The sequence below is a fragment of the Arthrobacter sp. TE12232 genome (assembly GCF_054062615.1).
In genome coordinates this window covers 3,236,809-3,258,333 of the sequence record NZ_JBSSFK010000001.1, presented here as the reverse complement: position 1 = coordinate 3,258,333, position 21,525 = coordinate 3,236,809, and the positions used below count along the sequence as shown (strand labels likewise).

Here is a 21,525-nt window from a genome sequence, read left to right as displayed (position 1 = left end):
GGCCCCATCAGTCCTGGACCGCTGAAACTGGTGTCCCTGCGGGCCCGGCGAGCCGGAAATGGGCCAGGTGGCCGCTCCCTCCAACTATCCGCCCGGGGCTGTCACCCGGTGAGGGCCTTTGTGCCCGATTTTGCGCCGGCGGCGCCAGCCCGGGCCACGGTTGACGAGCAGCGGGCGGGCCGCCGGGATGCTGAAGCGTGCGGCCCGGCGGGCGATGCGGTGCGTCCGGCCGCGGAGCCGGACGGGACGGGGCGGGAGGGGCTGCTGCGCGGCCCGGGCGTAGAACCAGACTTTGGCCAGTTCAACCAGAACGAGGTACACCGCGCCCATCCCGAGCAAGGCGAGGAAGAACGGCGTCGGCAGCGGATCGAAGCCCAGCACCCCGGCCAACGGCGAGAACGGGAGGTACACTCCGAGGGCCACCACGCCCAGGGACGCGCTCACCAGGCCCACCGACGGCCGGCTCCGGAAGAAGGGTACGCGCCGGGTCCGGATGACGAAGATGATCAGCGTCTGCGTGACGATGGATTCGATGAACCATCCGGCGCGGAATTCGCCGGGAACCGCGTCGAAGACGAAGAGCATCAGCGCGAACGTCGCGAAGTCGAAGATGGAGCTGATGGGGCCGAACAAGAACATGAAGCGCCGGATGAAGCCGATGTCCCAGTGCGATGGGGCCAGCAGCTGTTCCTTGTCCACCCGGTCGCCCGGGATGGCCAGCTGGCCGGCGTCGTAAAGCAGGTTGTTCAGCAGGATCTGGCCGGGCAGCATGGGCAGGAAGCTCAGAAGCACCGAGGCCGTGGCCGCGCTGAACATGTTGCCGAAGTTGCTGGAGGTGCCCATCAGGACGTACTTGATGGTGTTGGCGAAGATCCTCCGGCCTTCCATGACGCCTTCGGCCAGGACCCCCAGGTCCTTGTCGAGCAGCACGACGTCGGCGGCGTCCTTGGCCACGTCCGTGGCGCTGTCGACGGAAATACCGATGTCCGCGGCGTGCAGCGCCAGGGCGTCGTTGACGCCGTCGCCCATGAACCCCACGGCGCCGCCGCTCTTGCGCAGCAGCCGGATGATCCGGGCCTTCTGCTCGGGCGAAACCCGGGCGAAGATGCTCGCCTCGCGCGCGGCGGCGGCCAGCTCGTCGTCGGTCATGGCCTCCACCGCGGGACCGCTGAGCGTTCCCCCCGAGAGGACGCCGAGTTCATCGCAGACCTTTTCGGCGACCCTGGCGTTGTCACCGGTGGCGATCTTGACCGAGATGCCCAGCGCCTCGAGCTGGTCGAGGGAAGCCCGGGCGTTGGCTTTGGGCCGGTCCAGGAAGATGAGGAACCCGGCCAGGACCAGGTCCTTCTCGTCGGCCGGGGTCAGATCCTCCAGCCCGTCCGCGGGGCGGCTCGCGACGGCCACCACCCGGGATCCGGCGTCGAACTGCTCATTCAGCAACGCCTGTACGTCCGCCGGGGTGTCCGCGCACAATGCGAGGACGTCCTCCGGCGAGCCCTTGGTGATGAGGCGGGCGGGGCCGCCGTCGTCGCTGACCAGCACGCTGGTCCGGCGCCTCAAGTGGTCGAAGTCAATCACGTCCAGGCGTTTGTAGCGGGCCGGCTGGAACGCCGCGGCCTCCGGTGACGCCCATAGGGCGGCGTCCAGCGAGTTCAGGCCCACCGGGGAGGTCTGGGATTCTGCGTAGTCGGCTTCGGTCGCCAGAAGCCCCAGCGTTAGCAGGTCAGCGGGGGCGATGTCCGGGCGGGCGGGCAGCGCGGCCGTGAAGCTGATCCGGCCCTCTGTCAGAGTCCCGGTCTTATCCGTGACCAGGATGTCCATGTCGCCGAGGTCCTCGATGCAGACCAGCCGCTTCACCAGCACCTTCCGCCGGGCCAGTTGCCGGGTACCGGTGGCCAGGCTGGTGCTGACCACGGCCGGCAGCAGCTGCGGGGTGATGCCGACCGCGATCGCCAGCGAGAACAGCAGCGATTCGATCACCGGGCGGTGCAGGAGCAGGTTCGCGACAAAGATCAGCGAGGTCAGCCCGATGGCCACCTGCAGCAGCAGGAAGGAGAAGCGTTTGAGGCCCAGCTGGAACTCGGTCTGGGGCTGCCGTTCGCCCAGTCCCAGTGCGATCCGGCCGAACTCTGCCCGGCCCCCGGTGGCGACCACCACCCCGGTGCAGGAGCCGGACTGGATCACGGTCCCCATGAACAGGCACGACGTCAGGTCACCCAGCGCCACTGCGCCGGTGACCGGGGCGGGGTCCTTGCCGACCGGCAGCGATTCGCCGGTCAGGATGCTTTCATCGCACAGCAGGTCTTTCGCGGTCAGCACCCGCATGTCAGCCGGAATGATCGCGCCGATCCCCAGATGGACGACGTCGCCGGGCACCAAGGCGGTGACCTCGACCTCTCGGGCGGTCCCGTCGCGGACGACGACGGCGCGGTGCGTGACGCGCGAATGCAAGGCCTCCGCAGCGCGTTCGGCCCGGAATTCGTTACTAAATCCGAGCCCGACGCTAACCAGCAGGATCACGCCGATCACGATCGCGTTCGTGGCGTCCCCGAGGAACAGCGAAAGCCCCGCGGTGATGAGCAGCAGGATCAGGATGGGGCTGGCCAGCTGCCGGCCCAGCACCGACCACCCGCTGGCCATGTGGGTCCGCACCGCGTTGGGCCCCAGCTCCGCGAGGCGCCTGTCCGCCTCCGCGCCGGTCAGCCCGGTCTCATCCGAGCCCAGCTCTCCCAGCACGGCAGCCACGGGCTGGCCCGCGGCACGGGAAATCGCCAGCGGAAGGGAGTGCGACTCCTTGACGTCGAGCTCTGGCATGCGGCATCCGTTCACGACAATTCACTTAAGGCAAGCCTACGTGCCCCAGCGAAACGGTTCAGCAGTCTGTGACCCCGCGGGCGCCGTCTGGAGCCCCGCGTATCCGGATGTATATAATCTCCCGGTACGGTTTTGCAGCAAGCCGTTGGATTGTTCTTCGATCCGGCCGGCCGCTGCCGTATCCGCCACTTGCCGCGGTGGGAAGCACCGCCGGGTTGTCTTGACCTGAGGGAAACGGCACAACAGAGAAGTGGTCAGCGAGTCAACCGCAAATTCAATAAACCAGCACCTGCATGAACTGGTGCTCAGCAGTTCGGACGTGGAGGAGTTTCTCAGCGAACTCGCCCGTGTGTCCGCGCGCAGCCTCTCAGAGCCCGGGGACGAGATCCTCTGCGGCATCACGCTCCTGCGGCACCGGAAAGCGGCAACCGTCGCCAGCAGCAGCCCCGCCGCGCAGGCCATGGACGAAATCCAGTACGCCTACGGCGACGGTCCCTGCATGACGGCGTCCCGGGAGCAGGAAACCGTCCACATTTCAGACCTTGAACAGGACGGCCGCTGGCCCCATTACGCCGCGACGGTCCACGGGCACGGCTTCCGGTCCATCCTGGCGCTGCCGTTTCTGCTGGAAGGCGAGACCCGCGCCGCCTTGAACCTGTATTCGCACCGGCCGGGCCGGTTCGATCACCGCGCCACGGAACTGGCCCGCGACTTCGTCCACCAGACGTCCATGGCACTGCGCCTCGCGGTGCGGTTCGCTCACAGCAGCGATACCGCGGCCAACCTCAAGGCCACCCTGGAGACACGGACCGGGATCGACGTCGCGGTCGGCATCATCATGGCGCAGAACCGCTGCAGCCAGGACGAAGCGTTCGAGCTCCTGAAGTCGGCATCCAGCGCCCGGAACATCAAGCTCCACGCCCTCGCGGCCGGCGTCGTGGAGTCACTGGGCCAGGGACCCACCCGGACGCACTTCGAGGTCTAACCCCGGCTTGGAGGTCTAACCGCCGGGGCGGGGTTCCCGGGCCGTTCACGCCGGGCCCGGCAGCGTCTCCCCTGCCGCCGCGGGCATGCCCGTGAAAGCCAGAATCGCGTCCCGCACTTCGACCGCCCGGTTGTGCTGCACCACGTGCCCCGTGCCCTGGACTTCCAGCAGCTGCCCAAGGCGTGCGAGTCCGGCCAGCCGGCGGCTCCAGTCCGCGTCCGCCACGGGGTCGTTGGCTCCGCGCACCACGAGGACCGGCGCGGTGACACCGGTGATTTTCTGAGCCATGGGGTACTCCATCATGACCCGGAGTGTCTTGAAGTACCAGGAGGGCCCGCACCGCAGGTAATCGGTGAAGACGAGGGCGTTGGAGGAGGGGCTTTCGTAGAACAGGCAGTCCCGGCCCAGCGCCAGGGCCTGCTGCGCGACGGTGCGGCGCTCGGGATCCACCACCGGCCCCATCAGCACCAAATGCGAGACCCGCCCGGGCTCCTGGAGCGCTGCTTCGGTGGCGAACTGTGTTCCCATCGAGTGCCCAACCAGCACAAACTCGGTCACGCCCAGCTGTTCCATGGCCCCCAGGACGTAGCGGGCGTGCTCGGCAATGGAGAGCGTACGTTCCGGTCTGGGCGTGGCGCCGAACCCCGGCAGGTCAATGGAATAGGTGTCCATAGAGCCGGCAAGAAGCCGATTCAGGCGGCGCAGGTAGCGGTGTGAGGCGCCGATCCCGTGGAGGAGCACGACGGCGGGCGCGGCCGGGCCGCCCCGTCTCCGCGACGCGGCTTCCCGCGTCGCGAAAACGTGGCCGGTATGGCCCGCCGCATGGACTTCCACGCGGACCGGGTCGGTCATGCCCTGCGTGACCGCAGGACGGTGACGGACCGGTCGCGGACGATCAGCGTGCTCACGGGCGATTCGACCTGCTGCTCCGGATCGGTGGACAGCACGAGTTCCCATTCCTGTGCGGGAGCGGCCGGGACGGTGAATTCGACGCCGTTTTCGGCAGCGTTGAGCAGCACGGCGAAGGAATCGGCGCCGTCGTGCTCGAGCACGAAGGCGATGGCGCGGTGATCCGCTGTCCAGTCCTCAGCAGTGAATCCCTCGGCGTCGGCGCGGAGGACCCGGACGGTGTCGGCGCTGCCTGCCTCGGGCGCGTGCCGGAACCAGGCCGGGCGGAGCGCCGGGTTCTCGCGGCGGAGGGCAATCAGCTCCGTGGTGAACCGCAGCAGCCCGTCGTCGACCTTGTTCCAGTCGAACCAGGAGATCTCGTCGTCCTGGCAGTAGGCGTTGTTGTTGCCGCCCTGGCTCCGGCCCATCTCGTCGCCGCCGAGAATCATCGGCACGCCGGTGGACAGGAGCAGCGTCGCGAGGAAGTTCCGGCGTTGCCGGTCACGCAGTTCGTTGACCCCGGCGTCGTCGGTGGGTCCTTCGACGCCGTGGTTGGCCGAACGGTTATCGCTCTCGCCGTCGTTATTGTCTTCTCCGTTGGCTTCGTTGTGTTTCTCGTCGTAGGCCGTCAGGTCCGCCAGGGTGAATCCGTCGTGGGCGGTGATGAAGTTGACGCTGGACACCGGGGCCCGGCGGCTGCCCTCGTAAACGTCGGGGCTGCCGAGGAAGCGCTGGGCGAAGTCGCCCAGGACGTTGTCGCCGCCATGCCAGAATTCACGGGCGTCATCGCGGAACTTGCCGTTCCATTCAGACCAGTCGGCAGGGAAACCGCCCACCTGGTAGCCGGCGGTGTCCCACGGTTCGGCGATCATTTTCACCGGGGCGAGTACCGGATCCTGTTGGATCAGGGTGAGGAAGGCGCTGTGGAGTTCGGCGCTGCCGTCCTGGCGGGTCAGCGTAGTGGCGAGGTCGAAGCGGAACCCGTCCACGTGCATCTCCGTCACCCAATAGCGCAGCGAATCCATGATGAGGCCCAGCGCCGCCGGGTGCCCCACATTGAGGCTGTTGCCGGTGCCCGTCGTGTCGAAGTAGGCCGATTCCTCGCCCTCGACCAGCCGGTAATAGGCCTCGTTGTCGATGCCCTTGAAGGACAGCATCGGGCCCATGTGGTTGCCCTCGGCGGTGTGGTTGTAGACCACGTCCAGAATCACCTCGAGGCCGGCGGCGTGGAGGGCCTTGACCATCGCCTTGAACTCGGCGACCTGCCCTCCGCCGTCGCCGGCGGCGCTGTAGTCCCCGTGCGGGGCGAAGAAGCCGATGCTGTTGTAGCCCCAGTAGTTCCGCAGGCCCTTTTCTTCCAGATGGCTGTCCTGGACAAACTGGTGCACCGGCAGCAGTTCGACGGCGGTGACGCCGAGGTCGGTGAGGTGCTTGATGGCGGCCGGGTGCGCCAGGCCGGCATAAGTGCCGCGGATTTCTTCCGGGACCTCGGGGTGCTGCCGGGTGAAGCCCTTGACATGGACTTCATAGACCACCGTGTCGGCCAGCGGAATCCGCGGCGCGACATCGGGGGTGCCCTCGTCCCAGTCGAAGGACGGGTCTGTCACCACGCAGCGCGGAACAGCCGGGGCGGAGTCTGTGGAGTCGAACTCGGCCGGGTTGTTCAGGTCATGGGCGAAAACCGCTTGGCCCCAGTCATAGCCGCCTTCAATTGCGGTGGCGTGCGGATCCAGCAGCAGTTTGTAGACGTTGTGGCGCAGGCCCGCGTCGGGGTTCCAAGCGCCGTCGACCCGCAGGCCGTAGCGGGTACCCACGGTGACGCCGGGGACGACGCCGTGGAAGACGTGCCCCGTCCGCTCCGGAAGCGTTGTCCGGGTCTCGTGGCCGTCGGCGTCGAAGGTGCAGAATTCCACGGAGTCCGCAGTCCGGGAATAGACGGCGACGTTGGCGCCGTCTTGGCGCAGGGTGACCCCGAGGGGGTACGGGAGGGAACGCGGGGCGGCTGCCGGTGTCATGGGTGCTCGTTTCTCTGCAGAATGGTTACTCCAGTGTAGTAAGCATGCTGACTAGATTGCGGACGCCATGCGAAAGGCCGGACCTGCCGCGGCCGGTTCCGGCCCTTCAGGTCTCCCGTTTGTCCCGCTCTTCGAACTCCTCATCGAGGTCATAATGACGGAATTCAGTCTCCGGATTCGGCTCTCCCTCCGCCACGTACTCGTAGTCGAGCTGGCGCTGGACCTGACTGTCGAGGACCTGGAGGTCCTTGTCCTCGACTTTGCTGAGGTCCTCGGGGAATTCATCGTCCGGGCTGAGGTGCAGCTTCTCGGTCATGGCATGCCTCTCTCGGCCAGGAGGATGGACTCGAATCTGCACTGTCCTGGCCGCCTTCAGGATAGCTCTAACTGCAGGCCGGGCGGAGGCGCCTTGCGCCGTGAACCGGCACCGTCTTTTGGGGCTGTGCGTTCCCTGGGCCCCGGCGCGGGGTGCCGGTCCGGCTCAGGCGACCTCGGGACCGACGTTCACCAGCCAGTCCACCCCGAATTTGTCCTTGCACATGCCGAAGATGTCACCCCAGGGCGCCCTCTCCAGCGGCATGGCGATGGTGCCCCCGTCGGCCAGCTTCTCGAAGTAGCCGCGGAGCTCGGCTTCGTCGGATCCGCTCAGCGACACGGAGAAGTTGTTGCCCGGGGTGTAGTCCATGCTGTTGGGGGTGTCTGCCCCCATGAGCACCAGGCCGCCGTCGGTCCGGAGCTGGCCGTGCATGATTTTGTCCTGCTCCGCCGGGTCCTCGCTGGCGTGGTACTCGGCGAAGGTACTCATCGTCAGCTCCCCGCCGAACACCGACTGGTAGAACGTCATGGCGTCCTTGGCGTTGTCGCGGAAGCCGAGGTAGGGATTGAGCGTGGTCATGCGGGACTCCTTGCTGCTGGGGCGCAGGCCGGGACGGCCGAATCGGCGGTGCACGTTACACGGCATATCCTGCCTCAAAACCGGCGGGCTGGGTAGGCTCCCGGCAGACAACAAAAGAACAGCGGCCGACGGCGGTGCTCACCGCCGTCGGCCGCTATGGCGGGCCGGAACAGCTCCCAGTTCCAGCCGTTGTCCACTAGGCCGTTTGGCCGGCGTGCTCGCCCTCGGCGATTTCTTCCAGGAGTTTGGCGTTGAAGGCCGGGAGGTCGTGCGGGTTGCGGCTCGTCACGAGACCCTGGTCCACCACGACTTCCTGGTCGCTCCAGTTCGCTCCGGCGTTCTTCAGGTCCGTCTGCAGCGTGTGGTACGAGGTCACGTTCCGGCCGCTGACCACGCCGGCATCGATCAGCAGCCACGGGCCGTGGCAGATGGAGGCCACCGGCTTGTGCTGTTCGAAGAACGCCCGGGTGAACGCCTGGGCGTCCTTGTCGACGCGGAGGTGATCCGCGTTGACCACGCCGCCGGGGATCACGAGGGCGTCGAAGTCGGCGGCATCGGCCTGCCCGGCGGCGAGGTCCACGGCAAACGTCTGGCCCTTCTCGGTGCCGTCATAGCCCTGCAGCTTTCCGGTCTTGGGCGAGACCAGGGTGGGCACTCCGCCGGCTTCCTTCACGGCATTCCACGGGCTGGTCAGCTCCACCTGCTCCACCCCGTCCGTCAGCAGGAACGCGACCTTCTTGCCCGCAATGTTGTGCTCTGACATGTGTCCTCCTCATACCGGGGCGCGGGTCCGGGCGGCCTTGGGCCGCACCGGCGCCCGCACGGGAATCATTGGGCTTGCGGTTTCAACTCTAGGAACCGGCAAAGTAATAAGCAAGCTGATCATGCAATGCGGGGGAACCCTCCGGCAGGCGGCGGCAAGCTGACAGAATGGGCCAATGGAAGTCGCTTACGGGCTGCTGGCCCTGGTCGCCATTGTCTGCGCCGGCAGCGCGCTGGGACGCAAGATCAACGTCTCCGTCCCGCTGCTGCTGGTGCTGGCCGGCGTCGTGTGCTCCTTCCTCCCGTTCGTCCCCACGATCGAGCTGAATCCGGAGCTCGTGCTGGTCGGGCTGCTGCCGCCGCTGCTCTATGCGGCAGCCCTGCAGACCTCGCTGTTCGACTTCGGGTCCAACCGCCGCGCCATCGGCCTGCTCTCGGTGGGCTACGTCATCTTCGGCACCGTCTGCATCGGTTTTGTGGTCTTCTGGCTGTTTCCCGAGATCCCGCTGGCGGCGGCGATGGCCCTGGGCGCCGTCGTCGCACCGCCGGACGCCGTGGCAGCGACGGCCATTGCCCGCAAGGTGGGCATGCCCCGCAGGATTGTGACCATCCTGGAGGGCGAATCCCTGGTCAACGACGCCACGGCGCTGGTCTGCCTGCGCGCCGCCATCGCCGCCATCGCCGGAACGGTCTCGGCCGCGGCCATCGCCGGGGGCTTCCTCCTTGCAGCTGGCGGGGGCCTGGTGGTGGGCATTGCCGCGGCCTTCGTGCTCACCGCGCTCCGCAAACGGATCCGCAACGTGGCCATCAACACCTCCACGTCCCTGGTCGCGCCGCTTGTGGCCTATCTTCCGGCCGAAGCGATCCACGCCTCCGGCGTCCTGGCCGTCGTCGTCACGGGGCTGATCATGGGGACGAAGGCCCCGTCCATGCCGAACGGGGCGGCCCGGCTGAGCCAACGCAGCAACTGGCACACGGTCCAGTTCCTGCTGGAGAATTCCGTGTTCCTCCTGATCGGGCTGCAGGTCCGGACCATCATCGAAGGCGTCCAGGATGACTCGCTGGGGCCGAACCGGATCTGGCTCGGCTGCGCCGTGGTGCTGCTGGCCGTACTGGTCCTGCGCCCGATCTGGGTTTTTCCCGCAACGTACCTGCCCCGGCTCATTCCTGCCGTCCGGCGCAATGATCCCGCGCCGCCCTGGCAATTTGCCGCGATCGTCTCCTGGGCCGGCATGCGCGGCGTGGTGACGCTTGCCGCCGTCCTGGTCCTGCCGGCACAGCTGGACCACCGGTCCGTCCTGATCCTGATGGCCCTCGTAGTGGTGGGGGGCACCCTCACCCTGCAGGGCTTCACACTCCCGGCCCTGGTCCGGGTCCTGCGCGTGAAGGGACCGGATCCGCGCGAAGACGCGCTCAACCAGGCCTCGCTCACGCAGCTGGCCACGGCGGCGGGCGTGCAGCGGCTGCAGGAACTGCGCTCGGACTCCGATCCCCCGGAAGTCGTCGCGATGCTGAAACGGCGCACGCAGGAGCGCGGACTGGCCGCGTGGGAGCGGCTGGGCCGTCCCTCCGCGGAATCCGCCACCCCCAGCCAGCGCTACGCCCAGCTGCGGCTTGCGATGCTCGATGCCGAGCGCGCCAAGGTCCTGGAACTGCGGCGCGGCGGCGCCTACGCCCACGAGGTCCTGGCCGACGTCCTTGACCGCCTGGATGTCGAGGAGTCCATGCTGGACGCCTCACTGGAGGAACCGGACAGCACCGGAGGAGGCGGCGGCGAAGGGATTGCCCGGCCCGGCGGGGTCTGCTCCCACCTGGAATCCGCCCCCGACCCGGTGGTCCCGCCGGATCCCGCCTGCGCCGCATGCGAGCGGGACGGCACCACGCCGGTGCACCTGCGGATGTGCGTGCACTGCGGCAACGTGGCCTGCTGCGATTCCTCCCCGGGAACCCATGCGTACAAGCACTTCCAGGCCACCGGCCACCCCGTGATGCGCAGCATTGAGCCGGACGAGGACTGGCGTTGGTGCTACTCCGACGAACTCCTCGGCTAAGCCACCGGCTTGGCGCGCGCACCGGACGCAGGTGCGCGGTGCCGGCGCCGGCGCCGGCGCCGGCGGGAGCCTCTGTTCACGGCCGCTCCGCCTCCGTAGGCTGGAAAGGGATCTGGCCAGGGACCGCGGAGGTCCCGGGCCCTGCCGCCGTCGGACGAGAAGAGGACACTGTGGACAACCAAGACATCCTGGAACGGATCAAGGCACTGGTGGAGGAAGAACACAGCCTCCGCGAAGACGCAGCACCGCCCGGGGCTCCGGACGTCCTCCGGCTGCAGCAGCTGGAGGAACAGCTTGACCAGTGCTGGGACCTGCTGCGCCAGCGGCGGGCAAAAAAGGACTACGGCGAGAACCCGGACGAGGCGGAGGTGCGGCCGGCCAGCGAGGTCGAGGGCTACCAAAGCTAGCCCTCGGGGCATGAGCTGACGGGCCGGATAGCCATGCAGATCGCGCTGCTGGGAGACGTCATGCTGGGCCGGCTGGTCAACCGCCACCTGGCCACGGCCAATCCTGCCTATCCCTGGGGTGACACGCTGGAACTCCTCCGGGAGGCCGACGTCCGCGTCGCCAACCTCGAATGCGTCCTGGCGTCCGGCGGCGAGCCGGAGCCCGGAAAAATCTTCCACTTCCGCTCCGACCTGAAAAACGTGGACAGCCTGCTCGCCGCCGGGATCGACGTCGTCTCCCTCGCCAACAACCACGTCTTGGATTTCGGCGCGGACGCGTTCCGGGAAATGCTCCCGGCGCTTGACGGCGCCGGAATCCTGCACGCCGGGGCCGGCCCGGACCTGGACGCAGCCCGGCGCCCGGCCGTGCGGCGGGTGGGCGGCACCGCCGTCGGCTTCATCGCCTTTACGGACAACCAGCCCGATTGGGAGGCGGGTCCCTCGGTTCCCGGGGTCTACTTCGTTCCCTTGGACGACGGCGGCGAGCGCGGAGCCGCGCTCCTGGACCTGGTCCAGCGGACCAAGGCCCGCGTCCAGCTCCTCATTGTGTCGGCCCACTGGGGAGGCAATTGGGGCTCGGACGCCCCGGTGCGGCATCAGGACCTCGCGCGCGACCTCATCGATGCCGGCGCCGACGTCGTGTTCGGCCACTCCCCGCATGTCTTCCGGGGCGTGGGGATCCACCGGGACCGTCCGATCATCTACAGCGCCGGGGATTTCGTTGACGATTACGCCGTGGACCCCGTCGAGCGCAATGACCAGTCCTTCCTCTTCGTACTCGTCACAGGGGACAACCAACCCCGCACGCTGCGGCTGTACCCCACCGTCATCGCCGGATTTCAGGCCCGCCTGGCCCGGGGGTCGGCGGCCGATATTGCCGCCCGGATGCAGCGGCTGAACCAGCATCTGGGCACGCGAAGCACCTGGAACGCGTCCGCCCGCTGCCTTGAAATCCCGCTCAGTCAGCAACTCCGGCCCTAACCGTCCAGGTCCCGGGGTGCAAACCCAAGAATTTTCTAACCCCCTCTTGCTACTGTCCGCTTGTTAAGGCCGTGTCACCCGGCCGGCCACGGATGCGAAAGTGAGAAAGCATCATGGGGAATCACGCCATGACGCCTCAGCAAGCCCGGACGGGACCGTTGTTCTGGCCGCGGTGGATTTTGCTGTTGATGGTGATGGGGCTGGTCGCGGCCTTGGCCCCGATCTTCATCCTCTCGGGGTCGGCCACCGCCACGGCGCCGGCCAAGGGGCACTATGTTCCGCAAACGCGCACATACTTCATCGGCGCGGATGAGGTCGACTGGAACTACGCGCCGACCGGCAGCAACCAGATCACGGGTGAGCCGTTTGACGCGGCTGCCGCCGTCTTCACTCAGCAGGGACCGCAACGGATCGGCAGCACCTACATCAAGTCCCTGTACCGGGAGTACACCGACTCCTCCTTCAGGACGCTCAAGCCCCGGATCGCGGCCGACCAGCATTTGGGCATGCTGGGGCCTGTCATCCGCGCGGTCGTCGGGGACACGATCAAGGTGATATTCAAGAACAATCTGGACCGCCCCGCGGCTGTCCATGCCCATGGCGTCTTCTATGACAAGGGCAGCGAGGGCGCCCCGTACAACGACGGAACGAGCGCGGCAGATCACGGTGACGACGCAGTCACCCCGGGCACTGTCTACACATATAGCTACAAGGTCCCGGACCGTGCTGGCCCCGGCCCGATGGACGGCAGTTCTGTGATGTGGATGTACCACTCGCACACGGATGAAGTGGGCGATGACTACGCAGGCCTGGTCGGCCCCATGGTCATAACGAAGGCCAGCGCCGCGCGCGCGGACGGCACGCCGAACGATGTGGACCGCGAGTTCTTTGTCCAATTCAAGGTCAGCGACGAGAACGCCAGCCCGTACCTGCAACGCAACATCGCCCGCTTCGCCGGTGACCCTGCGTCAGTGGACCCGGACAATGAAGAGTTCGGCGAGAGCAACCTGATGCACTCCGTCAACGGCTACGTCTTCGGCAACCTGCCCTTGGATGCCATGACCATGGCTAAGGGGGATCGGGTCCGCTGGTACCTGATGGGTATGGGCACGGAGGTGGACCTGCACACCCCGCACTGGCACGGCAACACCGCGACGGCGCTGGGAATGCGCACTGATGTCGTGAGCCTGTTGCCGGCCACCATGGTGACGGCCGACATGGTCCCCGACAACCCGGGCACATGGCTGTTCCACTGCCACGTCAACGATCACATCAGCGCCGGGATGCTGGTCCGCTACCGCGTGAGCGACGCAGCAAACCCTGACAGCGGAAACGGCAACGGCACCGGCGGCCATTCCGGCCACACGCTGTAGATCAGCAGAGCCGGCAGCGGACGAAGCCGGGGTTCGGCCGTCGTCTGCCGGCCGTCAGGCCAGCGTTTCGCCGGGTCGGTGGCCCACAAGGCCGGCGGAGACCTCCCGGTTGACGGCGGGCATGATCTCCGTCGCGAGCAGCTCAATGGACCGGGCCGTCTCGGCAAACGGCAGTCCGCCCAGCCCGATCTGGGCCAAGTACCGGGTGTTTCCCAGCGTCTGGTGGATCTCCAGGAGCTTCTCGGTGACCTGCTGCGGACTCCCGACCAGCAGTCCGCCGCCCGGCTCGGTCCACGCATCAAAAGTGGAGCGGGGGAAGTGGTCCACGGGGCGTGGCATGTTTTGTTCGAAGTAGGCCCGGTAATAGGGGTAGAACGTGTCGCGCGCCTGCTGTGACGTCGGAGCCGTATAGAAGTGGCCGCCGGCCCCCACCGGCAGGGCGCCGGCGTCGTGCCCGGCGGCGGCAGCACTCTCGCGGTACAGCTCAACAAGGTGGCGGAAGCGAGCCGGCCCGGACAGCAGCGCGATGAACAAGGGCAGCCCCAGGCGTCCCGCCCGGGAAAAGCTCGCCGGCGTGCCGCCGACGCCAACCCAGACAGGCAGCTTCTGCTGCACCGGGCGCGGAGCGATGTCCATACCCGGGATGCTCTGCGTCAGTGTTCCGGACCACTGCACTGTGGAGTTGTCCCGGGCGTTGTCCCGCAGTTCCAGCAGCAGGCGCAGCTTCTCATCGAACAGGGCGTCGTAGTCCTCGAGCTTGTGGCCGAAGAGCGGATAGGACTCCACGAACGCGCCACGGCCTGCAATGATCTCGGCCCGGCCGTCCGAGATCAGGTCCAGGGTGGCGAACTGTTCAAAGAGCCGCACCGGGTCTTGGGTCGAGAGCACGGTGACGGCCGTGCCCAGCCGGAGATTGGATGTTTCCCGGGCAATCGCGGCCAGCACGATTTCCGGGGCCGAAAGGGCGAAGTCGCGCCGGTGGTGCTCCCCCAGCCCCAGGAAGGCGAGGCCCGCCTGATCGGCCAGCTTGGCGAGTTCAATGATCTCCTTCAGCCGCTGCTGCGGGGACAGCGCGGTGCCGGTGCGGGTGTTTCGGGAAAGCTCGCCAAAAGTGAAGATACCAAAGTCCATATTCATTGAACGTTCAATCAATTCATTTCATTCCGGCTCCCCGGCTGCCCTGCGGCGTTGCCGGCGCCGCCCGGCAACGCCGCAGGCGCCGTCGAACTCTTCAGGTACGCCCCCTTATGCTCTGGCTGAAGGTCCCCATCCGGCGTATTCTGGGCAAAAATCTTGAGCCTGATAGCTGGACCAGAATGGCGCCGAAGAACCGATTACTCGTCCGTTTGGCCTCAACCATGGGCTGGCTCGCCGGCTTCCTGGCGGTGAGCGCACTCTGCGGAGTCCTGGCTGCCGGCCTGGTGATTCCCGGCGTTGCCGCAGCAGGAGCCTCCGTCAGCGGTTCGATCTCGTTCTTCAACAGCCTCCCTTCCGACTTCGCGGTTGAAACGCCGTCGCTCTCCACCAAGGTGCTGACCTCGGACGGGCGCCCCATCGCCACGTTCTACACGGAGAACCGGGTGAAGGTCCCACTCGATCAAATGTCCCCGTTCATCAGGGACGCCATCGTCTCCATCGAGGACAACCGCTTCTACGAGCACTCCGGGGTGGACCTCCGCGGGATCATGCGGGCGCTGGCACACAACCTGACCAGCAACGACGGCCGGCAGGGTGCGTCCACCCTGACCCAGCAGTACGTCTCCAACGTGCTCAATGAAGCGAAGTTGTCCCAGGACAACGGCGATGCGATGTTCCTGAGCGCACAGAAGGACCTGGGCGACAAGCTGCGGGAAATGAAGCTCGCCGTGGAGCTGGAGAAGAGATACACCAAGGACCAGATCCTGGAGGGCTATCTCAACATCGTCTTCTTCAACCGGGACGCCTACGGCATTGAAGCGGCGGCACGGCACTTTTACAGCACCTCGGCCAAGGACCTGACGCTGCCACAGGCCGCGCTGCTCGCGGGGCTGGTCAACAGCCCCAGCTACTACGATCCCGTTGCGCATCCCGAGGCCTCCCTCGGGCGGCGCAACCAGGTGCTCGACAGCATGCTGCGCCTGGGAAAGATCACCCCCGCGGAGCACGACGCCGCTGCCGCCACCGGCGTGGGACTGTCCGTCACCCCCGGGAAGCAGGGCTGTGCGGCCGCGGACATGGCCCCATACTTCTGCGACTATATTTCGCATCTGATCCTCAACAATCCGGCCTACGGCGTGGACGCCGCCAGCCGGCAGGCCAAGCTCTACCGGGGCGGCCTGACCATCACCACTACACTGGACAGCCGGCTGCAGGCGGCCGCACAGACGCAAGTGGACGCGACCGCCGGGGCCAATCCGGACAAATGGGGCGCTTCGCTGGTCTCCATCCAGCCCGGCACCGGCAAGATCCTGGCCATGGCCCAAAATACGGTGTTCCTTCCCGAGGACGGAAAGTTCGATACCCAGTTGAACTTCAACGTCGATGCCAGGGACGCCAACGGCAACGACCTCAACGGCGCCGGCGGTTTCCAGCCGGGTTCCACGATGAAGCCGTTCACCTTCGCCGAGTGGCTCAATGAGGGCAAGTCCCCCACCGCGGTCGTCGACGCGTCCCGGAGGTCATACCCGGTGGGTTTCCGGTGGAGGGACAGCTGCGGCAGGGTTCTCGGCGGCTACAGCACGCCGCAGAGGATCGCCGGGCTCGGCGCGGATGACGACCTCCAGAACAACGATCCCGGCTACTACCGCCCCATGCCCATCAACTACGGGCTATACAACTCCATCAACACAGCGACCTTCGCCGCCGCCGCCCAGTTGGACTTCTGCGGAATCCAGAAGATGGTCAACGCGGCGGGACTTCACAGCGGCCTGGACAACGCTCCGATCAACATGCACCAACTGGGCAACCTGCTCGGCGCCATCGGCGTTTCACCCCTCAACCTGATCACCGGATTCGCCACGTTCGCCAACGACGGCAGATACTGCGCGCCGATCGCCATCCTGGAGGTGAGGGATGCCGCCGGAAAGAAGCTCCCGGCCCAGACCAGCGACTGCCGGAACACCATCAAGCCCGAGGTCGCCCGGGGTGTCAACGCCGTGCTGCAGGACGTGCTGAAACGCGGCTCCGGCGTATACATCAATCCCAAGGTCCAGAGCCGGTTCCCCGTGGCGGCCAAAACCGGCACGTCCAACACCAACGGCTCAACCTGGGTTGTCGGCTACACCACCGGACTCGCCACCGCGTCCTACTTCGGCGACACGCTGGAAGGCCAGAAGCGGCCGGGCCGGAACATCACCATCAACGGCAAGTTCTACAAGGCAATCGACGGCTACATGCTGGCCGGTCCGCAGTGGGCGAACTACATGATGGACGCGGCCGGGCTCTACCCGGCTGCCGTTTTCCCTGCCCCGCCTGACTCCAAGCCCAAGCCGCCCAGCGCGTCTCCCAGGCCCTCCCGCTGAGGCCCGGCGCCGCCAAAAATCCGCCGCGGACGGCATCTCACAGCCCGCAGCCACAGGGTGTCCCCACAGCCCCGCCATTCCGCCCCGCCGGCGCCGGCGGAACAGACAGCAGCGGCAGGGGCAAGAGGCCGCGTTTACATTCCTGAAACATGGCGGTCACGCGATCTTCACGCCACCGCCATTCCTGTAACCTGCCCGCAACTTTTCGCCCCATTGCCCGAAACATGCCTCCGCGAGGATTAAATCCGGATCGGGGGGCCGGCGGCAACGTGTCCCGGTACGACAGACTTACGAGGAGGGACCCGCCGGTGGAACTCACTGCTGGAAGCGTCTGGATGATTGTGTCGGCAGCGCTCGTTCTGCTGATGACCCCGGCATTGGGCCTCTTCTACGGCGGCATGACCCGGGCCAAGGCCTCGCTCAACATGATGATGATGAGCTTCATTTCCATCGGGATCGTCGGCGTCGTCTGGGTCCTCTGGGGTTACTCGATGAGCACCGGCAAAGGCGTCCTCGGTGTGTTCGGCAACCCGTTCGCCAACTTCGGCCTGAGCAACATCATCGGTTCGCCGGACTTGATCAAGGCCGGATACAGCGCCACCTTCGCCATCATCACCGTGGCCCTCATCAGCGGCGCCATCGCGGACCGCACCAAGTTCACCTCCTGGGCGCTCTTCGTTCCCATCTGGATCACCCTCGTCTACTGCCCGCTGGCCTTCATGGTCTGGGGCGGCGGCCTCATGAGTGCCGGCGGTGCCGTCAGCGCCGTCTTCGGCCAGGTCATCGACTTCGCCGGCGGCACTGTGGTGGAAATCGCGTCCGGAACCGCGGCACTGGTGCTGGTCCTGATCCTGGGCAACCGGCACGGCTTCGGCAAGGACCCCGGCCACCGCCCCCATAACATCCCCTTCATCATGCTGGGCGCTGGCATCCTCTGGTTCGGCTGGTTCGGCTTCAACGCCGGCGCTGCCACCACCGTGCAGCAGGCCGGGCTGATCTGGGTGAACACCCTGGCGGCCCCCGCCGCGGCCATGATCAGCTGGCTGGTCACGGAAAAGATCCGGCACGGCCACCCCACCTCCCTGGGCTCCGCATCCGGCGCCGTCGCCGGCCTGGTGGCCATCACGCCGTCGTGCGCCAACATCAGCCCGCTCGCCGCGCTCGGCCTGGGCTTCGTCGCCGGTGCAGCCTGCGCGGTGTTCGTGGACCTGAAGGTCAAGTTCGGCTTCGATGACTCGCTCGACGTCGTCGGCGTGCACCTCGGCGGCGGCCTCATCGGCACCCTCGCGCTGGGCTTCATCGCCCTCCCGGTGAACGGCGCGGGCGGCGGCCTGTTCTACGGCGGCGGCCTGCACCAGGTGATCGCGCAGATCGTGGCGGTCCTCATCACAGTGGCGGTGTCCGGACTCGGGACCGCGGTAATCGGCCTCGCCATCCACAAAACGCTTGGATTCCGGGTCAGCCACGAGGACGAACTCGCCGGAGTCGACCGGTCCGAGCACGCCGAGACCGCCTACGCCTTTGCCGAACTCGGTTTCAGCCGGTTCAACCCGTTCGGCCACCATGTCCGTGCCGCCCACGCTGTGCACGCCGCGACGGCCGCCCACGCCACCGCCCGCACGACGGAAGACCGGCCGGCCCCTGTAAGGGAAGACAGCCTCGTCTGAGGCAGCCGCTGCCAGTGCGCCTACGGCGGCACAAGTTTTTCCAAAGGTCCCTGTGTCTCGCAGGATCTGAGGCCTAAGATGTTGGGCGGGGGGCACTCGAATTAGCGAACTCGCTTAATGGGAGGCCACGATGTTCAGCCAAGCCGGCCGCAAGGCACCAAAATCGAAGCTAACATCGGCGGCGCGGGTCCCGCGCAAACACCGCCGGGGCCCCCTCCCCAGACCGGACACACTCAGGTTCCGGCGCGCCCTCGCCACTATTGCCGCCTTTGCGCTGGTCACCGCCGGCGGCCTGGCGGCGGCAGTCCCCACGGCCGCAGCCGAGACCGGGCAAAACTACATTGTGGTGCTCAAGGACGGCGTCGTGGACGCCGGAGCCGCGGCGACCGCCCAGCAAAGCACCTACGGATTTACGGCGTCAAAGGTCTACCGCAGCGCCGTGAACGGCTACTCGGCCACCATGACGGCGTCCCAGGCGCAACGGGTCCAGGCTGATCCAAGCGTCGACTTCGTCACGATGGGCCGAACGTTCCACAAGCCGAGCGATCCGGCGTCCGCGGGCACCCAGCAGACCCCGTTTTGGCGGCAGCGGATCGCCGGGACGGACTCCGATGTCCGGAAGGCCCTCGACAAAGGACCGGACCGGATCAATGTCAACGTCGCCGTGATCGACAGCGGCATCGATGCCACCCACCCGGACCTGAACGTCAAAGGCGGCGTTGACTGCCAGTCCGGCTCGCCCGTGGACGTGACCCCCGTTGACGTTTTGGGGCACGGGACGTTTGTCGCAGGTGTGATCGGCGCCCGGAACAACCGCTTCGGCGTCGTGGGAACCGCGCCGGGCACCCCGCTGTGGTCCGTCCGGGTGGTTGACGACGCCGGCCTGATCTCCGAGGAAAGCCTGATTTGCGCGATTGACTGGGTGACCTCGACGCACAAGGACGACGACCCGAGCAATGACATCGCCGTGGCCAACATCAGCATCGCCGGCGGCGGCGCCGACACGCCCAACTGCGGGAAGGGCACGGACCCGATGCATTACGCCATCTGCCGCTCGGTCCGGGCCGGCGTCACCTACGCCGTCGCGGCCGGGAACGCCGGCGAGGACTTCGCCAACACCGTGCCGGCCACCTATGACCAGGTTCTGACCGCCACGGCCATGGGCGACTTCGACGGAAAGGCCGGCGGCTTGGCCGCTCCTGACTGCGGCGCAGTGGACTTTGCCAAGTACGGGCAAAAAGATGACCAGCCGGCGTTCTTCTCCAACTTCGCCACCACGAACGATGACAAGGCCCACACCGTCGCCGCCCCCGGAGTGTGCATCCTCTCCACTGCGCCGGGGGGTTACGCCGTGAACCATGGCACCAGCTTTGCCAGCCCGGCTGTGGCCGGGTCTGTGGCCCTGTGCATCAGCCAGAAGGAGTGCACCGGCTCAGGCAAGGACGTCATGGAGCAGTATCTGCACCTCACGGCGTCGTACACGAAGCGCCACCACGACTACGGCTTCGGCGGCGATCCCGTCCACCCGATCAGCGGGAAGTACTTCGGCTACCTGACCGAGACGGTGAGCTTCTGACAATCCGGCTGTGAGACTGGGCCGAGGCCGGCTGCCGCGGGGCGGCCGGCCTCAGCCCGGAAACCGGCGCCCGCAGACGACGCCTGCACGCCGGTGCGCGTAATATGACGGCCATGACCAAGGAAGCGGTTGAGGTCACAGCCCCCGCCGGCACGGTGCCGTACTCGCGGCTGGACACCATGTTCTTCGTGGTGGGCGGCGTCTCGGCCGTCTGGCTGACCTCCCTGCTGGTGCAACTGAGCTTCCAATGGGGCTGGGCGCAGGTCTGGTTCCTCTTCATCTTCTGGGGCCTGCTCGCCTATCTGGTGCTCCCCCGGCTCCACCGCATCCTGACCCGCCTGTATGTTCCCGATTACTTCATCGGCCGGGCGCGCACCAGCGACGGGCTGCTGGGCGACCCCGTGAATGTGGCTTTGCTGGGATCGGAACCGCAGGTGCATCGGGTGATGCAGACAGCAGGCTGGACCCTGGCCGACGACGTGACGCTGGCCAGCAGCCGTCGCATCGTCACCTCCACACTCCTGCGCCGCAGCTACCTCGAGGCGCCGGTGAGTCCCCTGTTCCTGTTCGGCCGCCAGCAGGATTTTGCCTATCAGCAGGAAGTCGACGGCACCCCGGGCAAGCGCCACCACGTCCGCTTCTGGCGGTGCCCACCCGGCTGGCTGCTCCCCGGCGGACTGGCCGTCGACTGGCTGGCCGCCGGAACGTATGACCGCAGCGTCGGGCTCTCCCTGTTTACCCTGCAGATCACCCACAAGATCGACGAGCACACCGACGTCGAACGCGACCACGTCGTCGCAGCCATCACCGGGGCCGACCCTGGTGCCGAGGTCCGAGTGATCCGCGACTTCTCGACCGGGTACCATGCCCGCAACGGCGGAGGCGACACCATCATTACCGACGGCGATCTCCCGATCGTTGATCTGCGGAACACCGCCGGGGTGCCGGCCGAATCCGACAGATCCGCCACCGACAGCCGGAACAAGCGCCCGGCACCCACGATCGTCGGTGCCGTCTTGGTCGGGGCCCGCGCAGCCGCAGCCGTCCTGCTGGCCCTCTCCCTGGTGCTCCTCCGGGACGCGCACGTGAGCTCGCTGCTGCAGCCCGGAGCCGGGCCGGCGGTCACGGAGGCCCAGGCCGAAGCGGCCGTCACCATCGCGACGGTGATGGTCCTGCTCTTTGCCGTGGTCGAGGTCCTGCTGGCCTGGTTCGTGTTCCTCGGACGGAACTGGGCCCGGACCGTGGCCATGGCCCTTAGCACGGCGGCCATTGGCCTGCAGGCGTTCGACGTTTTCCACGGCGGTCCGGACATCACCCTGCAGTCCAATCTTCCCGGCCTTGCCCTGGACATCCTGCTGCTCCTGGCGCTGTCCAGCAAGCGGTCCCGGGACTATGCCCTGCGCCCGCGCAAGGAACCAAAACGGTACTCCAGTCGTGCCGGCGGCCGGACAGCAAACTGAACGGACCGCCGTCGAACATTGCCGAACATGCCGGCCGGGATGGATCTTGACATCCCGGAAAGCCCGGGCGCTAGATAAAAGTAGCCGGCAGCGGGCCGTTCACCACAGGATT

The 21,525-nt window shown here is 67.1% G+C and carries 16 protein-coding genes; 9 read left to right on the top strand and 7 right to left on the bottom strand.

Going from position 1 to position 21,525, the window contains the following annotated elements; all coding sequences use genetic code 11:
- Nucleotides 1–84: 84 nt before the first annotated feature.
- The gene (gene mgtA, locus ACVWZ7_RS14450; protein WP_456508283.1) at nt 85–2,814 is read right to left on the bottom strand and encodes a magnesium-translocating P-type ATPase; all 2,730 of its coding nucleotides are present in this window, start codon (nt 2,812–2,814) and stop codon (nt 85–87) included.
- Nucleotides 2,815–3,064: 250 nt separating this feature from the next.
- Here mgtA and ACVWZ7_RS14445 point away from each other — a divergent pair, with 250 nt between their 5' ends.
- On the top strand, nt 3,065–3,799 hold the full coding sequence (locus ACVWZ7_RS14445; protein WP_456508282.1) for a GAF and ANTAR domain-containing protein: 735 nt from the start codon (nt 3,065–3,067) through the stop codon (nt 3,797–3,799).
- Nucleotides 3,800–3,844: 45 nt separating this feature from the next.
- Here ACVWZ7_RS14445 and ACVWZ7_RS14440 read toward each other — a convergent pair whose 3' ends face one another.
- From ACVWZ7_RS14440 to ACVWZ7_RS14420, 5 genes are all read right to left on the bottom strand, one after another.
- Nucleotides 3,845–4,651: an alpha/beta fold hydrolase gene (locus tag ACVWZ7_RS14440; protein ID WP_456508281.1), complete on the bottom strand. Its 807-nt coding sequence runs from the start codon at nt 4,649–4,651 to the stop codon at nt 3,845–3,847.
- The gene (glgX, locus tag ACVWZ7_RS14435; RefSeq protein WP_456508280.1) at nt 4,648–6,702 is read right to left on the bottom strand and encodes a glycogen debranching protein GlgX; all 2,055 of its coding nucleotides are present in this window, start codon (nt 6,700–6,702) and stop codon (nt 4,648–4,650) included. The genes ACVWZ7_RS14440 and glgX overlap by 4 nt, the downstream gene beginning before the upstream one ends.
- A gap of 106 nt (nt 6,703–6,808) precedes the next feature.
- Entirely contained in the window at nt 6,809–7,018 is a 210-nt protein-coding gene (locus tag ACVWZ7_RS14430) for a hypothetical protein (protein WP_091253059.1), read from the bottom strand.
- 165 nt (nt 7,019–7,183) lie between these two features.
- On the bottom strand, nt 7,184–7,597 hold the full coding sequence (locus ACVWZ7_RS14425; protein WP_116766183.1) for a VOC family protein: 414 nt from the start codon (nt 7,595–7,597) through the stop codon (nt 7,184–7,186).
- Between the two features lie 196 nt (nt 7,598–7,793).
- Nucleotides 7,794–8,360 (bottom strand): type 1 glutamine amidotransferase domain-containing protein, encoded by a 567-nt coding sequence (locus ACVWZ7_RS14420; RefSeq protein WP_456508279.1) that lies wholly within the window; start codon nt 8,358–8,360, stop codon nt 7,794–7,796.
- A gap of 175 nt (nt 8,361–8,535) precedes the next feature.
- Between ACVWZ7_RS14420 and ACVWZ7_RS14415 the strand changes: the two genes are divergently transcribed.
- The 4 genes from ACVWZ7_RS14415 to ACVWZ7_RS14400 all read left to right on the top strand — a co-directional run bounded on the left by ACVWZ7_RS14415 (nt 8,536) and on the right by ACVWZ7_RS14400 (nt 13,210).
- Nucleotides 8,536–10,410 (top strand): Na+/H+ antiporter, encoded by a 1,875-nt coding sequence (locus ACVWZ7_RS14415; RefSeq protein ID WP_456508278.1) that lies wholly within the window; start codon nt 8,536–8,538, stop codon nt 10,408–10,410.
- Nucleotides 10,411–10,580: 170 nt separating this feature from the next.
- Nucleotides 10,581–10,817, top strand: a complete 237-nt coding sequence (locus tag ACVWZ7_RS14410) for a DUF2630 family protein (protein ID WP_116766186.1) — start codon at nt 10,581–10,583, stop codon at nt 10,815–10,817.
- 33 nt (nt 10,818–10,850) lie between these two features.
- Nucleotides 10,851–11,837 carry a CapA family protein gene (locus ACVWZ7_RS14405; RefSeq protein ID WP_456508277.1) on the top strand — a complete coding sequence of 329 codons (987 nt, stop codon included), beginning with the start codon at nt 10,851–10,853 and terminating at the stop codon, nt 11,835–11,837.
- 128 nt (nt 11,838–11,965) lie between these two features.
- A complete protein-coding gene (locus tag ACVWZ7_RS14400) occupies nt 11,966–13,210 on the top strand; it encodes a multicopper oxidase domain-containing protein (protein WP_456508276.1) in 1,245 nt (414 codons plus the stop codon).
- Between the two features lie 54 nt (nt 13,211–13,264).
- On the opposite strand, the gene ACVWZ7_RS14395 is transcribed toward ACVWZ7_RS14400, so the two are convergent.
- Nucleotides 13,265–14,347, bottom strand: a complete 1,083-nt coding sequence (locus ACVWZ7_RS14395) for an LLM class flavin-dependent oxidoreductase (protein ID WP_456508275.1) — start codon at nt 14,345–14,347, stop codon at nt 13,265–13,267.
- Between the two features lie 179 nt (nt 14,348–14,526).
- Here ACVWZ7_RS14395 and ACVWZ7_RS14390 point away from each other — a divergent pair, with 179 nt between their 5' ends.
- From ACVWZ7_RS14390 to ACVWZ7_RS14375, 4 genes are all read left to right on the top strand, one after another.
- Nucleotides 14,527–16,710, top strand: coding sequence for a transglycosylase domain-containing protein (locus ACVWZ7_RS14390; RefSeq protein ID WP_344366738.1), 2,184 nt, complete (start codon nt 14,527–14,529; stop codon nt 16,708–16,710).
- A 335-nt stretch (nt 16,711–17,045) separates the two neighbouring features.
- Nucleotides 17,046–18,377: an ammonium transporter gene (locus ACVWZ7_RS14385; protein ID WP_456509118.1), complete on the top strand. Its 1,332-nt coding sequence runs from the start codon at nt 17,046–17,048 to the stop codon at nt 18,375–18,377.
- Nucleotides 18,378–18,507: 130 nt separating this feature from the next.
- Nucleotides 18,508–19,953: a S8 family serine peptidase gene (locus tag ACVWZ7_RS14380; protein ID WP_456508274.1), complete on the top strand. Its 1,446-nt coding sequence runs from the start codon at nt 18,508–18,510 to the stop codon at nt 19,951–19,953.
- A 104-nt stretch (nt 19,954–20,057) separates the two neighbouring features.
- Nucleotides 20,058–21,413: an LssY C-terminal domain-containing protein gene (locus tag ACVWZ7_RS14375; RefSeq protein ID WP_456508273.1), complete on the top strand. Its 1,356-nt coding sequence runs from the start codon at nt 20,058–20,060 to the stop codon at nt 21,411–21,413.
- The last annotated feature ends 112 nt before the right edge of the window (nt 21,414–21,525 follow it).

What these genes read in the sequence shown, in the direction of transcription:
- ACVWZ7_RS14420 (WP_456508279.1), bottom strand. Translation starts at nt 8,360, where the DNA reads ATGTCAGAGCACAACATTGCGGGCAAGAAGGTCGCGTTCCTGCTGACG.
- mgtA (WP_456508283.1), bottom strand. Translation starts at nt 2,814, where the DNA reads ATGCCAGAGCTCGACGTCAAGGAGTCGCACTCCCTTCCGCTGGCGATT.
- ACVWZ7_RS14425 (WP_116766183.1), bottom strand. Translation starts at nt 7,597, where the DNA reads ATGACCACGCTCAATCCCTACCTCGGCTTCCGCGACAACGCCAAGGAC.
- ACVWZ7_RS14375 (WP_456508273.1), top strand. Translation starts at nt 20,058, where the DNA reads ATGACGGCCATGACCAAGGAAGCGGTTGAGGTCACAGCCCCCGCCGGC.
- ACVWZ7_RS14440 (WP_456508281.1), bottom strand. Translation starts at nt 4,651, where the DNA reads ATGACCGACCCGGTCCGCGTGGAAGTCCATGCGGCGGGCCATACCGGC.
- glgX (WP_456508280.1), bottom strand. Translation starts at nt 6,702, where the DNA reads ATGACACCGGCAGCCGCCCCGCGTTCCCTCCCGTACCCCCTCGGGGTC.
- ACVWZ7_RS14430 (WP_091253059.1), bottom strand. Translation starts at nt 7,018, where the DNA reads ATGACCGAGAAGCTGCACCTCAGCCCGGACGATGAATTCCCCGAGGAC.
- ACVWZ7_RS14415 (WP_456508278.1), top strand. Translation starts at nt 8,536, where the DNA reads ATGGAAGTCGCTTACGGGCTGCTGGCCCTGGTCGCCATTGTCTGCGCC.
- ACVWZ7_RS14390 (WP_344366738.1), top strand. Translation starts at nt 14,527, where the DNA reads ATGGCGCCGAAGAACCGATTACTCGTCCGTTTGGCCTCAACCATGGGC.
- ACVWZ7_RS14380 (WP_456508274.1), top strand. Translation starts at nt 18,508, where the DNA reads ATGTTCAGCCAAGCCGGCCGCAAGGCACCAAAATCGAAGCTAACATCG.
- ACVWZ7_RS14400 (WP_456508276.1), top strand. Translation starts at nt 11,966, where the DNA reads ATGACGCCTCAGCAAGCCCGGACGGGACCGTTGTTCTGGCCGCGGTGG.
- ACVWZ7_RS14395 (WP_456508275.1), bottom strand. Translation starts at nt 14,347, where the DNA reads ATGAATATGGACTTTGGTATCTTCACTTTTGGCGAGCTTTCCCGAAAC.
- ACVWZ7_RS14405 (WP_456508277.1), top strand. Translation starts at nt 10,851, where the DNA reads ATGCAGATCGCGCTGCTGGGAGACGTCATGCTGGGCCGGCTGGTCAAC.
- ACVWZ7_RS14385 (WP_456509118.1), top strand. Translation starts at nt 17,046, where the DNA reads ATGATTGTGTCGGCAGCGCTCGTTCTGCTGATGACCCCGGCATTGGGC.